General features: G+C 75.0%; 12 protein-coding genes. 8 read left to right on the forward strand and 4 right to left on the reverse strand.

What is annotated here, in order from left to right:
• The first annotated feature begins 39 nt into the window (after positions 1 to 39).
• The 4 genes from HPC71_RS19570 (at position 40) to HPC71_RS19585 (ending at position 4,440) form a co-directional block, all read left to right on the forward strand.
• Entirely contained in the window at positions 40 to 1,800 is a 1,761-nt protein-coding gene (locus HPC71_RS19570) for a GAF domain-containing SpoIIE family protein phosphatase (protein WP_154612546.1), read from the forward strand.
• A 61-nt stretch (positions 1,801 to 1,861) separates the two neighbouring features.
• On the forward strand, positions 1,862 to 2,683 hold the full coding sequence (locus HPC71_RS19575) for a maleylpyruvate isomerase family mycothiol-dependent enzyme (protein ID WP_171897085.1): 822 nt from the start codon (positions 1,862 to 1,864) through the stop codon (positions 2,681 to 2,683).
• Positions 2,680 to 3,612 carry an oxidoreductase gene (locus HPC71_RS19580; RefSeq protein ID WP_171897086.1) on the forward strand — a complete coding sequence of 311 codons (933 nt, stop codon included), beginning with the start codon at positions 2,680 to 2,682 and terminating at the stop codon, positions 3,610 to 3,612. The genes HPC71_RS19575 and HPC71_RS19580 overlap by 4 nt, the downstream gene beginning before the upstream one ends.
• Before the next feature lie 69 nt (positions 3,613 to 3,681).
• Positions 3,682 to 4,440, forward strand: coding sequence for a hypothetical protein (locus HPC71_RS19585; protein ID WP_154616590.1), 759 nt, complete (start codon positions 3,682 to 3,684; stop codon positions 4,438 to 4,440).
• On the opposite strand, the gene HPC71_RS19590 is transcribed toward HPC71_RS19585, so the two are convergent.
• Both HPC71_RS19590 and HPC71_RS19595 read right to left on the reverse strand, forming a co-directional pair.
• Positions 4,437 to 6,071 carry a hypothetical protein gene (locus HPC71_RS19590; RefSeq protein WP_154616589.1) on the reverse strand — a complete coding sequence of 545 codons (1,635 nt, stop codon included), beginning with the start codon at positions 6,069 to 6,071 and terminating at the stop codon, positions 4,437 to 4,439. The genes HPC71_RS19585 and HPC71_RS19590 overlap by 4 nt on opposite strands.
• A 32-nt stretch (positions 6,072 to 6,103) precedes the next feature.
• Positions 6,104 to 6,898 carry a crotonase/enoyl-CoA hydratase family protein gene (locus HPC71_RS19595; protein ID WP_154616588.1) on the reverse strand — a complete coding sequence of 265 codons (795 nt, stop codon included), beginning with the start codon at positions 6,896 to 6,898 and terminating at the stop codon, positions 6,104 to 6,106.
• A 206-nt stretch (positions 6,899 to 7,104) separates the two neighbouring features.
• Here HPC71_RS19595 and pgm point away from each other — a divergent pair, with 206 nt between their 5' ends.
• From pgm to HPC71_RS19615, 4 genes are all read left to right on the forward strand, one after another.
• Positions 7,105 to 8,757, forward strand: a complete 1,653-nt coding sequence (pgm, locus tag HPC71_RS19600) for a phosphoglucomutase (alpha-D-glucose-1,6-bisphosphate-dependent) (protein WP_171897087.1) — start codon at positions 7,105 to 7,107, stop codon at positions 8,755 to 8,757.
• Between the two features lie 70 nt (positions 8,758 to 8,827).
• Positions 8,828 to 9,229 carry a VOC family protein gene (locus HPC71_RS19605; protein ID WP_154612541.1) on the forward strand — a complete coding sequence of 134 codons (402 nt, stop codon included), beginning with the start codon at positions 8,828 to 8,830 and terminating at the stop codon, positions 9,227 to 9,229.
• Between the two features lie 280 nt (positions 9,230 to 9,509).
• Positions 9,510 to 10,847: an HNH endonuclease signature motif containing protein gene (locus HPC71_RS19610; protein WP_154616587.1), complete on the forward strand. Its 1,338-nt coding sequence runs from the start codon at positions 9,510 to 9,512 to the stop codon at positions 10,845 to 10,847.
• A 54-nt stretch (positions 10,848 to 10,901) separates the two neighbouring features.
• A complete protein-coding gene (locus HPC71_RS19615) occupies positions 10,902 to 11,642 on the forward strand; it encodes an alpha/beta fold hydrolase (RefSeq protein WP_154616586.1) in 741 nt (246 codons plus the stop codon).
• Here the strand turns inward: HPC71_RS19615 and HPC71_RS19620 are convergent.
• Together HPC71_RS19620 and HPC71_RS19625 are read right to left on the reverse strand one after the other, a co-directional pair.
• Positions 11,603 to 12,004 carry a hypothetical protein gene (locus tag HPC71_RS19620; protein ID WP_171897088.1) on the reverse strand — a complete coding sequence of 134 codons (402 nt, stop codon included), beginning with the start codon at positions 12,002 to 12,004 and terminating at the stop codon, positions 11,603 to 11,605. The two genes, HPC71_RS19615 and HPC71_RS19620, sit on opposite strands and share 40 nt — an antisense overlap.
• Entirely contained in the window at positions 12,001 to 12,990 is a 990-nt protein-coding gene (locus tag HPC71_RS19625; RefSeq protein WP_171897089.1) for an acetylxylan esterase, read from the reverse strand. Before HPC71_RS19625 ends, HPC71_RS19620 begins: the two co-directional genes overlap by 4 nt.
• Positions 12,991 to 12,998: the final 8 nt, after the last annotated feature.

Below are 12,998 nucleotides of genomic sequence, written 5' to 3' on the forward strand. Positions count from 1 at the left end.
AGGCTCACGGTCGTCGGGTTCGCGCGGGGGAGGGGACGGATGACGACGACGAGCTCGACGGACGCCGACACGTCCTTCGACCGCTACGCACGGATGGTGCGGCGCGCCCTCCGGGTGCCGGTCGCGCTCGTGTCGCTGGTCGAGCAGGACCGGCAGGTCTTCCCCGGGGCCGTCGGGCTCCCCCCGCCCTACCAGTCCACCCGCGAGACGCCGCTGTCGCACTCCTTCTGCCAGTACGTCGTCGCCGACCAGGCCCCGCTGGTCGTGGCCGACGCCCGGCTCTACGACCGGGTCCGCGACAACCTCGCCATCCCCGACCTCGGCGTCGTCGCGTACGCCGGGTGGCCGATCACCGACCACACCGGCACGGTGGTGGGCTCGCTGTGCGCCATCGACGACAAGCCGCACCCGTGGCGGCAGGACGAGCTCGACAGCCTCGCCGACCTCGCCGCCGCCTGCTCCAGCGAGCTCGCCGAGCGCGGCCTCCGCGCACAGGCGGTCGCCGGGCAGCGCGACGCCCAGGACCTCGCCCGCCGCAGCCGGGTGCTCCTCGCCCTCAGCGAGGGCCTCTCCCGCACCCAGACCCTCGCGGAGGTCGCCGCCGCCGTCGAGCAGGTCTCGCTGGAGCAGCTGGACTGCCTGCGCGCCGGGCTGTGGCTGCACCACGACCGCGACGCGGCCACCGCCGACCTCCCCACGGCCGGGCCGGCGTCCTCGCCGGAGGTGCTGCGCTACGTCGAGCCGGCCTCGGCCCGCTCGACGTGGGAGTCCGCCGCGCGCCACGCCGCGCTGCGGGTCGACGACAGCAACCCGGTCGGCCTGGCGCTGAGCCTGGGCGAGCCGCTGTTCTTCCCCTCGGTCCGCGCGCAGAACGAGCGCTGGCCCGAGCTCGCGAACGACGCCCAGGTCGGCGAGGGCCGGTTGTTCCTGCCGCTGGTCGTGCAGCGGCGGCGGATCGGCACGCTCGTGCTGGTCTGGGACGAGCCGCGCGAGCTCGGCGACGCCGACCTGGCGACGTACCGCGCGATGGCGGCGTACGCCGCGCAGGCGGTGGTCCGTGGCCGGCTGCACCAGGACCGGATCGAGGCGCTGATGACGCTGCAGAGCGCGATGCTGCCGCGGCTGCCCCAGCCCGACGACCTCCAGCTCGCGGCGCGCTACCGCCCCTCGGCGCAGCGGCACCAGGTGGGCGGCGACTGGTACGACGCGGTCGTCATGCCCGACGGGGTGACCGCGCTGATGATCGGCGACGTCGTGGGCCACGACATCGCCGCGGCCGCCGTCATGGGGCAGCTGCGGACCATGCTGCGCGCCCTCGCCTGGGCCGTCGACGACGCCCCCTCGGGCAACGTCGCCCGGCTCGACCGCGCCCTGCGCGAGCTCGACGTCGACGCGATGGCCACCCTCGTCTACGCCCGCCTCGAGCAGGACGCCGAGGGCCGCCGGGTCGTGCGCTGGACCAACGCGGGCCACCCGCCGCCGCTGGTCGTCGAGGCCGACGGCTCGACCCGCTGGCTGGAGGGCACCCCCGACCTGCTGCTCGGCGTCTCCCCCGGCGCCCCGCGCGGCGACCACCGCTCCCCCGTCGACCCCGGCTCCACGCTGCTGCTCTACACCGACGGGCTCATCGAGCGCCGCGGCGAGGACCTCCGCGAGGGGATGGACCGGCTGGCCGCCTCCGCCGCCCGGCACGTGCACCGCCCGGCCGGCGACTTCCTCGACCGGGTCCTCCACGACCTCGACGCCGCCCACGCCTCCGACGACGTCGCCGTGCTCGCCGTCCGCTTCGGCGAGGAGTAGCCGCACCCGCACTCTGGTCGTCCCCGGCCGGCATGTTGACCGGTCAGTAGGCTTCCGCACCGTGAGCGATCAGGAACGGCTGGCGGGCTACGTCGAGGTCTGGTGGCGGGCGGTCGACGACCTCACCGCGCTGCTGGAGCAGCTGCCCGAGGAGGACTGGTCGCGGCCGACCGACCTCGAGGGCTGGGACGTCCGGGCGGTCGTCGCCCACGTGGCCCACCTGGAGCGGGTGCTGGCCACCGGCGAGGAGGAGCACGCCGAGATCGGCGACCCGGCGCCCGCCCACGTGCGGTCGATGCTCGGCCACTACACCGAGATCGGCCCGGCCAACCGGCGTACCGCCACCCCCGACGAGCTGATCATCGAGATCCGCGCGGCGGCCACCGCGCGGCACACCGCCCTGCTGGCCGACCCGCCGACCGATGCCGCGGCGAAGCCCGAGCGGATCTTCGCCGGCGTGCCGTGGAGCTGGGAGACGCTGCTGCGCAACCGGCCGCTGGACGTGTGGATGCACGAGCAGGACGTACGCCGAGCGGTCGGCCGCCCCGGCGGCATGGACAGCCCGGCGGCGCAGCACGTGGCCGACTACCTGCTGGAGGCCATGGGCTTCGTGCTCGCCAAGCGGGTCGGCGCGCCCGCCGGCACGACCCTGCTGGTCGCGGTCGACGGCAGCGCGCCGATCGCGTTCACCGTCACCGAGCAGGGCCGCGGCGAGCGGCTCCCCGCGGCCCCCGCCGAGCCGACGGCGACCCTGCGGATGGACCGCGAGACCTTCGTGGTGCTCGCCGGCGGGCGGCGCCCCGAGGCCGCCGCGTCGGTCGTGGTCGAGGGCGACCGGGCCCTGGCCCAGCAGGTGCTCGCGCAGATGGCGACGACCCCGTGAGCGCCGACCGCTGGGTCCTGGCCGACATCCCCGACCAGGCCGGCCGCACCGCGCTCGTCACCGGCACCAGCGTCGGCGGCCTGGGCCACCACACCTCCCTCGAGCTGGCCCGCCGCGGGGCGCGCGTGGTCCTCGCCGGGCGGACGCAGGCCAAGCTCGACGCCACCGAGCAGGAGATCCGCCGCGAGGTCCCGCACGCGCAGCTGGAGACCCTCGTCATCGACCTCGCCGACCTCGGGTCGGTGCGCCGCGGCGCGGCCGAGGCGGCCGGCCTCGGCCCGATCGACCTGCTGGTCAACAACGCCGGGGTGATGGGCACGCCGTACTCCCGCACCGCCGACGGCCTCGAGCTCCAGATGGCGACCAACCACTTCGGGCCGTTCCTGCTGACCGGCCTGCTGCTGCCGCAGCTGGTCGCGAGCCGGGACGGCCGCGTGGTCGCGGTCAGCTCGCAATTCCACCGGGTCGCCCGCAGCGCCCCGCTCGGGGACCCGCGGGTCCAGCAGGGCCGCTACGCCCGCTGGCCCACCTACGGGCAGACCAAGCTGGCGAACCTGCTGTTCACCTACGAGCTCGACCGGCGGCTGCGCCGCGCCGAGCTGCCGGTCAAGGCGCTCGCTGCGCACCCGGGCTTCGCCGGCACCCACCTGGCCGCCAACGGCCAGTACGGCCGCTCCTCCGGCGGCATCGCCTCCATCCTCGACGCCGCGATCCGGGCGGTCTCCCAGTCGGCCGCCGCCGGCGCCCAGCCGACGCTGATGGCGGCGACCGCCGACCTGCCCGGCGCGACGTACTGCGGGCCCGGCGGGCCGCAGGAGGTCTCCGGCCCGCCCCGCGTCGTCTCCAGCAACCGGCTCTCCCACGACGAGGTCGCCCAGCGGCGGCTGTGGGAGATCAGCGAGGACGTGACCGGGGTCCGCTACCCCTAGACCAAGGTCTGGGGGTCCGCGACCGGCGTCCGATGCGCCCGGGTCCGCGCCCGCCCTAGCGTGGGAGCCATGCAGGTCTGGGAGCGCACCGTCGAGGGCCGCCACCACCGGGTGGAGGCCGAGGGCTCGGTCCGCCGGCGGCTGCGCTGGTACGTCGACGGCGAGCTCGTGGCCGAGAAGCAGACCGTGGAGGACGGCCCGGAGCTCGACTCCGGCGACGACCATCCCGACCTCGGCGCCGTCAAGCTGAAGTTCAGCACGCTCGGGACCCCGCGCCGCGCCACCCTGCACGGCGACGTCGCCGCGGCGATCATCGGCGTCGGCGGCACCGACCTGGTGCCCGCGGAGGGCTCGCCCGCGGCGCTGCACGAGGCGCGCATGCTCGCCCACCCGAACCGGTACGCCGCCCGGCAGGCCGGCATCGCCGTCGCGATCATCGCGGTGCCGATCCTGCTGGGGCTGCTCTCCCGGTTCCTGCCCGACATCGACATCCCGTGGCCCGACATCGACCTGCCGTCGATCCCCTGGCCCGACATCGACCTGCCCTCGATCCCCTGGCCCGACATCGACCTCCCGATCCCGCACGTCGACCTCGAGGTGCCCGCCTGGGTCCGGCGGGTGGCCGACGTCCTCGGCTACGTCTGGCCGGTCGCGCTGGCCTTCGTGCTGGCCCGCGGCGAGGTCAACCGCCGCCGCAAGCGCGACCAGCAGGCCCGCGAGGAGCAGGAGCGGGCCGACCAGGAGCGCGCCCAGCAGGCCGAGCAGGAGCAGGCCGGCCGGGAGCAGGCCGAGCCGCAGGCCGAGCCGCAGGCCGAGCCGCGGGACTAGTCCCGGCGGTCGCGGACGCGGACCATGCCGGCCAGCGTGGCGACGTACGCGGAGCCGTCGGGGGCGAGGGTGACCGCGGCGTAGTGGTTGTTGAGCAGCAGGCCCAGGCCGGTGCGGACGCGGTAGGCGGTGCGCCCGGTGCGGACGTCGATCGCGACGAGGTACCACGCGGCGGCGCCCCACCGGCTGCTGCGCTTCTCGTAGGCGTAGAGCAGCCCGGTGGCCAGGGAGAGCTTCGCGACCGACGTCGGGGCGGAGACCTCGGAGGTCCACACGGTCTCGCAGTCGCGCTCGCCGTCCTCGCCGGTGACCAGGTCGACGCGGGCGAAGCCGCCGGGGGTGGACCGCCCGAGCAGGGTCCGCCAGGGGCCGGAGTAGCCGGCGTTGTTCTCCACCACGACGCCGGTGCCCACCGAGACCAGGGAGTTGTCGGTCGCGCTGGCGTCGTCGCCGAAGACCGGCTCCTGGCAGATCAGCTCGCCGCGGCGGGTGCCGTAGAGCTGGACGTGCATCCGCGGGCCGGCGTTGTCGGTGATCGCGACGACGCCGCCGGGGAGCAGGGTCGGCGTGGTGCCGCTGCCCTGGGAGACCTGGCCGACCTTGAGCCGCGAGCCCCGGTCGTACGGCGTGCGCCACCGCACCCGCGGCAGGCCGGCCGGGGAGACCTCGAGGCGGTAGAGCGCGTGGGTGGTGACGACGTACACCGCTCCGTCGCGGTCGGTCGCGAAGGAGTTGGCGACCTCCTCGCCGAGCTCGAGCACGGTCACCTCGCCGCTGCCGGGCGCGACGAAGCCGGTGCGGCCGTCCTGGCTGACGTACCAGATCCGGCCCTGCCAGTCCGGCAGCACCGCGATCAGGCAGTCGTCGGCGGGCAGCTGCTCGGACAGGTCGTAGGTCGCCTCGGTGGTCAGGTCGGGGTCACCGTCGGCGTCGGAGGTGCCGACGACGAGCACCCGGCGGTCGGTGGTGGCCAGCACCGCGCGGTCCTCGGCGTCGAGGTAGAAGTAGGCGCCCGCGCAGAGGTTCTCCCACGGCTGCTTGCCCTCGACGTCGGGGCGGTCCGGCAGGTCCTTGCTGACCAGCGGGCGCATCGACTCGGGGTCGATGACGTGCAGCCGCGGTCCGCGGAGGTCCCCGCAGAGCGCGACCAGCCGCTCGTGGCTGTCGAAGGCCAGCGTGGCGCACTCCTCGAGGCCGTACCAGGCGGTCGTCACGCTCGGGGACTCCCCGAGCGGGCCGGGGTGGACGGTGGCGTCGGTGGCCCAGGCGTCGTGGTGCATCGAGCTGACGCCGTTGGGGGCGAGGAAGGGGTTCTGCGGGACCTCGAGGTCGACGGGCTGGGCGGCGAACGGCCGGCCGGTGTAGCCCGGCGTCACCAGCGCGCCCGTGCCGGGAGGGACCGGCAACCACCCGTCGGGCACGACGACCACGATGCCGACGACCGCGACCGCGGCGGCCGCCCAGCCGGCCACGACCCGCCAGGTCGGGCGCAGCCAACGGCGCACGCGCGGCACCGCGAGGGCGGCCGACGCGAGCAGCACGACGAGCGGGCCGAGCGCCCAGGCGAGCAGCGCGACGGCGAGGAGGGCCAGCGTGCGCTGGAACCTCAGGCCGGACCCCACGCCCTTCACGGACGCCGACCCTAGGGGCCGGCGGCGGCGCCTCAGGGCCGGACGCGCGGGCCGAAGGTCGCGCTCGCGCCCTTGAACGCCGCCGCGCGCGCCTTGGCTGTGTTGCGGAAGAACAGCAGCTGGGCCTGCTCGAGCCGCTCGAGGGCGAAGGTACGACGCGCGCTGCGGGTCGTCGCGCCCTCCAGCAGCCGCTTGGCCGCGGCCAGCTGGTCCGGCGAGCGGGTGGCCAGCCGGCGCGCGAGCGCGGTCGCCTCCGCCACCGGGTCCGCCGCGAGCTCGGTGACCAGCCCGAGGTCGTGGGCCTCCTCGCCGTCGATCACGTCGGCGGTCATCGTCAGCAGCTTGGCGGTGTCCGGGCCGACCAGCTCGCTCAGCGACCGGATGCCGCTCATGTCCGGGATGATCCCCCACTTGCCCTCGAGCACCGACCAGCGCGAGTCGGGTGCGGCGATGCGGAAGTCCGCCGCGAGCGCGATCTGCAGGCCCCCGCCGAGGCAGTGCCCATGCACGGCCGCGACCACCGGGACCGGCAGCCGGCGCCAGGCCCAGCAGGCCTCCTGGAAGGTGTTCGTGCCGCGCCAGGGCACCGGCAGGAACGCCGGCACGATCCGGGCCGGCTGGCGCAGCACGTGCGCGAAGTCCAGGCCCGCGCAGAAGGCGTCGCCCTCGCCGGCGATCACCACCGCACGCACCGAGCGGTCGCGCCGCAGCCGGTGGGCGGTCGCCGCCAGCTCGGCCAGGATCGGGAGGGTCAGCGCGTTGAGCTTCTCCGGACGGGCCAGCCGCACCTGGGCGATGCCGTCCTCGACGGTGCACGTCACGGTCATGGGCTGATCCTAGGGAGGAGGCTCGCCGAACCCGGAGGTGGCCGACCGGGCGACGTACGGCTAGATTGTGCGTGTCACGGTCGCTGGTCCCCCTCGTCGTCCCCCCACGTGCGAGGAGCTCCGGCGGCCGTGACGCTTTTCCGGGGCCCGTCCACCGGATCCGCCGGTCGGGTTGCCGCAGCGGCCGGGTGGGCAATGATGTCGGCGTGGCCGACCAGCGCGCGGGACAGCCCGCGGACCCTCGTGACCTCGTCGACGTGGCGCACCTCGTCACCGCCTACTACACCGGCGTGCCCGACCCCGACGACGTCGCCCAGCAGGTCGCCTTCGGCACCAGCGGGCACCGCGGCACGTCGCTGTCCACGTCGTTCAACGAGACCCACATCCTCGCCACCACCCAGGCGATCTGCGACCACCGGCGCGAGCAGGGGTACGACGGGCCGCTGTTCCTCGGCCGCGACACCCACGCGCTCTCCGAGCCGGCGTGGGCCTCGGCGCTGGAGGTGCTCGTCGCCAACGACGTGACAGTGCTCGTCGACTCCCGCGACGGGTACACCCCCACGCCCGCGGTCTCCCACGCGATCCTGCGCGCCAACGGCGGCCGCGGGTCGACCGGTGGGGCCGGCGCCGGGCTCGCCGACGGCATCGTGGTCACCCCCTCGCACAACCCGCCCAGCGACGGCGGGTTCAAGTACAACCCGCCCCACGGCGGCCCCGCCGGGAGCGAGGCGACCTCCGCGATCGCCGCGCGGGCCAACGAGCTGATCGCCGGCGGGCTCGGCGACGTACGCCGCGTGCCGTTCGCGCGGGCGCGCGCCGCGGCCGGCTCCTACGACTTCCTCGGCACCTACGTCGACGACCTGCCCTCGGTGGTCGACATCGAGGCGATCCGTCGGGCCGGCGTGCGGATCGGCGCCGACCCGCTGGGCGGGGCGTCCGTGGCGTACTGGTCGGAGATCGCCGACCGGCACGGCCTCGACCTCACGGTCGTGAACCCGCTCGTCGACCCCACGTGGCGGTTCATGACGCTCGACTGGGACGGCAAGATCCGGATGGACTGCTCCTCCCCGCACGCGATGGCCTCGCTGATCGAGCGGCGCGCGGACTACGACATCGCCACCGGCAACGACGCCGACGCCGACCGGCACGGGATCGTCACCCCCGACGCGGGCCTGATGAACCCCAACCACTTCCTCGCCGTCGCCATCGGCCACCTCTTCGGCGGCGCCCGGCCCGGCTGGCCCGAGGGCGCGCGGATCGGCAAGACGCTGGTCTCCTCCTCGATGATCGACCGGGTCGCGGCGTCGCTGGGCCGGCCGATGGTGGAGGTGCCGGTCGGGTTCAAGTGGTTCGTGCCGGGGCTGGTCGACGGCTCGTTCGGCTTCGGCGGCGAGGAGTCGGCCGGCGCGTCGTTCCTGCGGATGGACGGCACCACCTGGACCACCGACAAGGACGGCATCATCCTCGCGCTGCTCGCGTCCGAGATCCTCGCCCGCACCGGCCGCTCGCCCTCCGAGCACTACGCCGACCTCGTCGCCGAGCACGGCGAGCCGGCGTACGCCCGCATCGACGCCCCGGCCACCCGCGAGCAGAAGGCGGCGCTCGCCCGGCTCTCGGCCGCGGACGTCACCGCCACCGAGCTCGCCGGCGAGCCGATCACCGCCACCCTCACCGAGGCCCCCGGCAACGGTGCGCCGATCGGCGGGCTGAAGGTGACCACCTCCTCGGCGTGGTTCGCCGCGCGGCCCTCCGGCACCGAGGACGTCTACAAGGTGTACGCCGAGTCCTTCCGCGGCCCCGACCACCTCGCCCAGGTCCAGCAGGAGGCGCAGGCGCTCGTCACCGCCGCGCTGGGCTGAGCGGCTCGCATCGCCGGGAATGCTGCCATCGGACCTGTCGGCCGTCGGCGGTGGCGCCTAGCGTGCGGACATGGAGACCACAGCTGGGACCAACGCACCCGCAACCGTCAGCCTCGGCGCCGTGAATGTCGCCGCCCACGACCCCGAGGGCCTGGCCGCCTTCTGGTCCACGGTGCTCGGCGCGCCGTCCACGTCGCCGATGCCCGGGCTGGTGATCCTGCCCGCGACGCCCGGCGGCTTCGGGATGATGTTCATGCCGCGCACCGACGAGTCCGGCAGCACCCTCCACCTCGACCTCACCGTGCCGTGGGGCAGCCGCGCAGCGGAGGTGGAGCGGCTCCTGGCCGCGGGTGCAGAGCACCGGTGGGACGTGCTCGACGAGGTGCCGTGGGTCCGGTGGACGACCCTCGCCGACCCTGAGGGCAACCTGTTCTGCCTCGGCGAGCACCCCCCGGGCGAGCCGACCGCCTGAGGCTCGCTGGACGCCCGCCTCGGCGGCCGTGGCCGGCACCGCACGCGTACTTCATGGTCTGGCACTGCCCCCTGCCCGCGCACCTGGGCGCGCCCGGGAGGTGGCTCGACGCGACTGAGGCCGAAGCGGAGCTAGGTGATCGCCACTGGTGGCCGCTGGCTGCCCACGCAGCGTCCTCCGCTGCGGTCGGCGCACCCTGGTCCGACTAGAGGCTTCGGCGCGATCCACAACCTGCGCGAAGACCCTTCCGTTCGCATAGTTGTTCGAATATACTTTGGACATGACTCGACCCGCCGTCCTCGCACCGGCCGCGCTCCCCGCGGCCGACGACGCGGTGACACCTGCCGCGTTGCTGGACCGGGTGCGTGCGGCACGGACGGCTGCGGACGCCGCCGAGGTCGAGCTGCTCTCGCTGGCGGTGGAGTGGGCGCACGCGCACCCGGTCCTCCCGGGCCAGGAGGCCTGGAGCGTGCCGGGGACGACCGCGGACCCGGCTCCCGAGTCCGAGGTCGAGTGCGCGGAGCTCGCCGGGATCCCCCCGGTGCGCTGGGACGCACCCGCGGCGTTCGCCGCCGCGAACCGGATGTCCACCGAAGCCGGGCAGGCGCTCATCAGGGACGCGCTCGTGCTGCGCCACCGGATGCCCAAGACCTGGGCCCGCACCCTCGCCGGCCACGTCACCGCCTGGCGAGCACGTCGCATCGCCCAAGCCGTCCTCGGCCACGACAACGACGTCGCCACCTACGTCGACGACCACGTCGCGCCCGTGGCCGGCTCCATCGGCATCGTCCGCCTCGACCGCGTCGTCGACGAGGCGATGCTGCGCCTCCACGCCGAGGAACGCGAGCTCGCCCAGCTCGCCGCCCTCGACGCACGCTACGTCCGGCTCGACGAACGCACCCTCAACCACACCGGCATCGCCGAGCTCGTCGTCCGCGGGGACTGGAAGGACCTCCACGACGTCGACGCCACCATCAGCCGCATCGCCGCCATCCTCGGCACCGCAGGACAACCCAGACACGGGGAGTCCCTCGACGTCCGCCGCTCCATGGCCGTCGGCGTCCTCGCCGACCCCGCCGCCGCCGACGCCCTCCTCAACGGCGAGCGACCGGCGCGGCCGGGCACCCGGACCGTGCTCCACCTCCACCTCACCGACGCCGCCCTCTGGGGCCTGGACCCCGTCGGCCGCAACCAGACCGCCGCCCGACCCGAGCTCGAACAGGTCATCCGCTCCTGGTGCGGCCGCACCGACACCCACCTCGTCGTCCAGCCCGTCCTCGACCTCAACGACCACACCCACGTCGAGCAGTACGAGATCCCCGACCGGCTCCGCGACCAGGTCGCCCACCGCGAACCCCACTGCGTCTTCCCCTGGTGCACCCGCCCCGCAGCAGCCTGCGACTGCGACCACATCACCCCCCACGGCGCCGGCGGCGCGACCTGCACCCACAACCTGGCTCCCCTGTGTCGGCGGCACCACCGGCTCAAGACCCACGCACGATGGCGATACCGACCCCTCGACCCCGTCACCGACCCCGGCGTCCACCTCTGGACCGACCCCCACGGCCGGCAGTACCTCCGCGGCCCCACCGGCACCGTCGAGATCACCGCACCGTGAGGCCCAGGCCGCCGACCCCTCGTGTCGAGCGCGTGGTGCGACGAGGATGACGCCATGGACCAGCTCCTCGCCACGACTGATGACGGTGTCGACCTCCACGTGGCCGGTTGTGGCCAGGGCCCCGACGTCGTCGTGCTCTCAGGCGGTCCGGGGTGCGTGCACTACCTCGCGGACGCCGCTCTCGCGCCGGACGGGTGTCGATCCTGGTTCCCGGATCCGCGCGGCGTCGGTCGCTCCGGTGGCGGACCGCACGACATGGCGCGGGCCATCGAGGACCTGGAGGTCGTGCGTCGCTCCATCGGTGCCGAGTCGTGGATCGTGCTGGGGCACTCCTGGGGATCCGACCTCGCCGTGCGCTACGCACTTGAGCACCCTGACCGGGTGGCAGGAGTCGTCGGCATCGCGGGTCACGGACTGCACCGCGATCGGGAGTGGTCGGCCGCGTACGAGGCCGGCGCCGCGGCGGAGACCCCGATCGAGATCGACCACGTGCCTGACATCAATGACTCGCTGATGGACTCCTTCAAGGGGTGGATCCACCAGCCTCGCCTGTGGCGGGAGCTGGCCGACAGCCCGGTGCCGATGCGGTTCATCGCGGCGGGACGGGACATCCGCCCCAGGTGGCCACTCCAGCAGCTGGCCGAGCTGGTCCCCCAGGCAACCTTCGAGACCGTCCCGGACGTCGTACACGACTTCTGGGCGACCGATCCCGGGCTGTGGCGAGCGACGTGCTCGGCCGCGTGCGTCGACCTTGCTCAGAGGTGGTCGGGCACGATCAACGCGTCGGGGTCCTGACGGGGCGGGAGGGCGGCGAGGGCGGCCTGGACGAGGGCGACGCGCCCCTTGACGACGAGCGCCCGACGGACCCGGCCGGCCACGCCCCCGCCGAGCTTCTCCTCCACGACGCGGGTGACCTCCTCGTCGGTGTAGGTCGGGCGGGTGCCGGGCTCCACGTCGACGTCGGGCAACCCGACGAGCACGGGGAGCACCTGGTCGCCGAGCGCGTCGAGCAGGCGGAAGCGCTGCAGGGTGGTCAGCGCCTGCCACGCCTCGTCGACGTCGCGGCGGCCGCGGCGTACGTCCTTGTCCTGGGCGGCGAAGACCATCTTCGCGGCTCCGGTCAGGGCAGCGGTCAGCTCGTGCTCGGTGAACCTCACTGCTCCAGTCTGGCCCCCAGCGTCGACCGCAGCCACGCCACCTGCCTCCGGACGTGGTGCGGGCCGCCGCCCTCGTGGTCGTTGAACGGGTAGACCTCGATCTCGGCCGGGCCCGCCCAGGCGTGGAAGGCGGCGAACACCGTCGACGGCGGGCAGGTGCGGTCGCGCAGCGCCACCGAGAACAGGGCGGGCGCGGTCGCCCGCCGCGCGAGCACCGCGCCGTCGACGTGCGCGAGCGTGGCGAAGGCGGTCTCCACGCGGTCGCGGTGGGCGCCGAGGTAGCGGACCAGCTCGAGGTAGGGGTCGGTCTGCGCGACCGCCACCGCCCGTCGTACGTCGGCGAGGAACGGCACGTCGACGAGCGCCGCCGCGACCGAGCCGGGCGCCAGCGCGGCGACGGCGGTCGCGAGCGCGCCGCCCTGGCTGGCGCCGGCGACGACGACCCGGTCGGGGTCGACGAGCGGATGCGCGCGCAGCACGTCGAGGGCGGCGACGGCGTCGGCGTACGCCCGGCGGTAGTAGTAGCCGCGGGGGTCCTCGATGCCGCGCGTCAGGAACCCCGGCTGCGCCGCGCCCGCCCCGGCCGGGTCGCCCGTCGCGCCGACGCTCCAGCCGCTGCCCTGCCCGCGGGTGTCGACGACGAGGTGGGCGTAGCCGGCGAGCGCCCACAGCACGTGCTCGTGCGGGAGGCCGCGGCCGCCGTTGTAGCCCTGGTACTGCACCACCCCCGGCAGCGGACCGGGCCCGCGCAGCGGCGCGGGCGGCAGGTGCAGCCAGGCGTGCACCGGGTGGTCGTCGTGGCCCGCCAGCTCGACCGCGTGGGTCTCCACGGCCACCAGCCCCGCATCGACGAGCTCGTACGTCGCGTGCGGACCGCGCGCCCGCTGCGGGGCGAGGGTCTCGGCCCAGAAGCCGTCGAGCCCGGCCGGCTCGAGCAGGTGGGGCCGGTAGGCCCGCAGCTGCTCGAGCGGCCAGTCGGTCTCCACCGCAGCAG

Source organism: Nocardioides marmotae (assembly GCF_013177455.1).
Lineage (GTDB): Bacteria > Actinomycetota > Actinomycetes > Propionibacteriales > Nocardioidaceae > Nocardioides > Nocardioides marmotae.

Coding starts and splice junctions, on each gene's coding strand:
- HPC71_RS19615 (WP_154616586.1), top strand. CDS start 10,902: ATGGACCAGCTCCTCGCCACGACTGATGACGGTGTCGACCTCCACGTG.
- HPC71_RS19570 (WP_154612546.1), top strand. CDS start 40: ATGACGACGACGAGCTCGACGGACGCCGACACGTCCTTCGACCGCTAC.
- HPC71_RS19585 (WP_154616590.1), top strand. CDS start 3,682: ATGCAGGTCTGGGAGCGCACCGTCGAGGGCCGCCACCACCGGGTGGAG.
- HPC71_RS19595 (WP_154616588.1), bottom strand. CDS start 6,898: ATGACCGTGACGTGCACCGTCGAGGACGGCATCGCCCAGGTGCGGCTG.
- HPC71_RS19605 (WP_154612541.1), top strand. CDS start 8,828: ATGGAGACCACAGCTGGGACCAACGCACCCGCAACCGTCAGCCTCGGC.
- HPC71_RS19610 (WP_154616587.1), top strand. CDS start 9,510: ATGACTCGACCCGCCGTCCTCGCACCGGCCGCGCTCCCCGCGGCCGAC.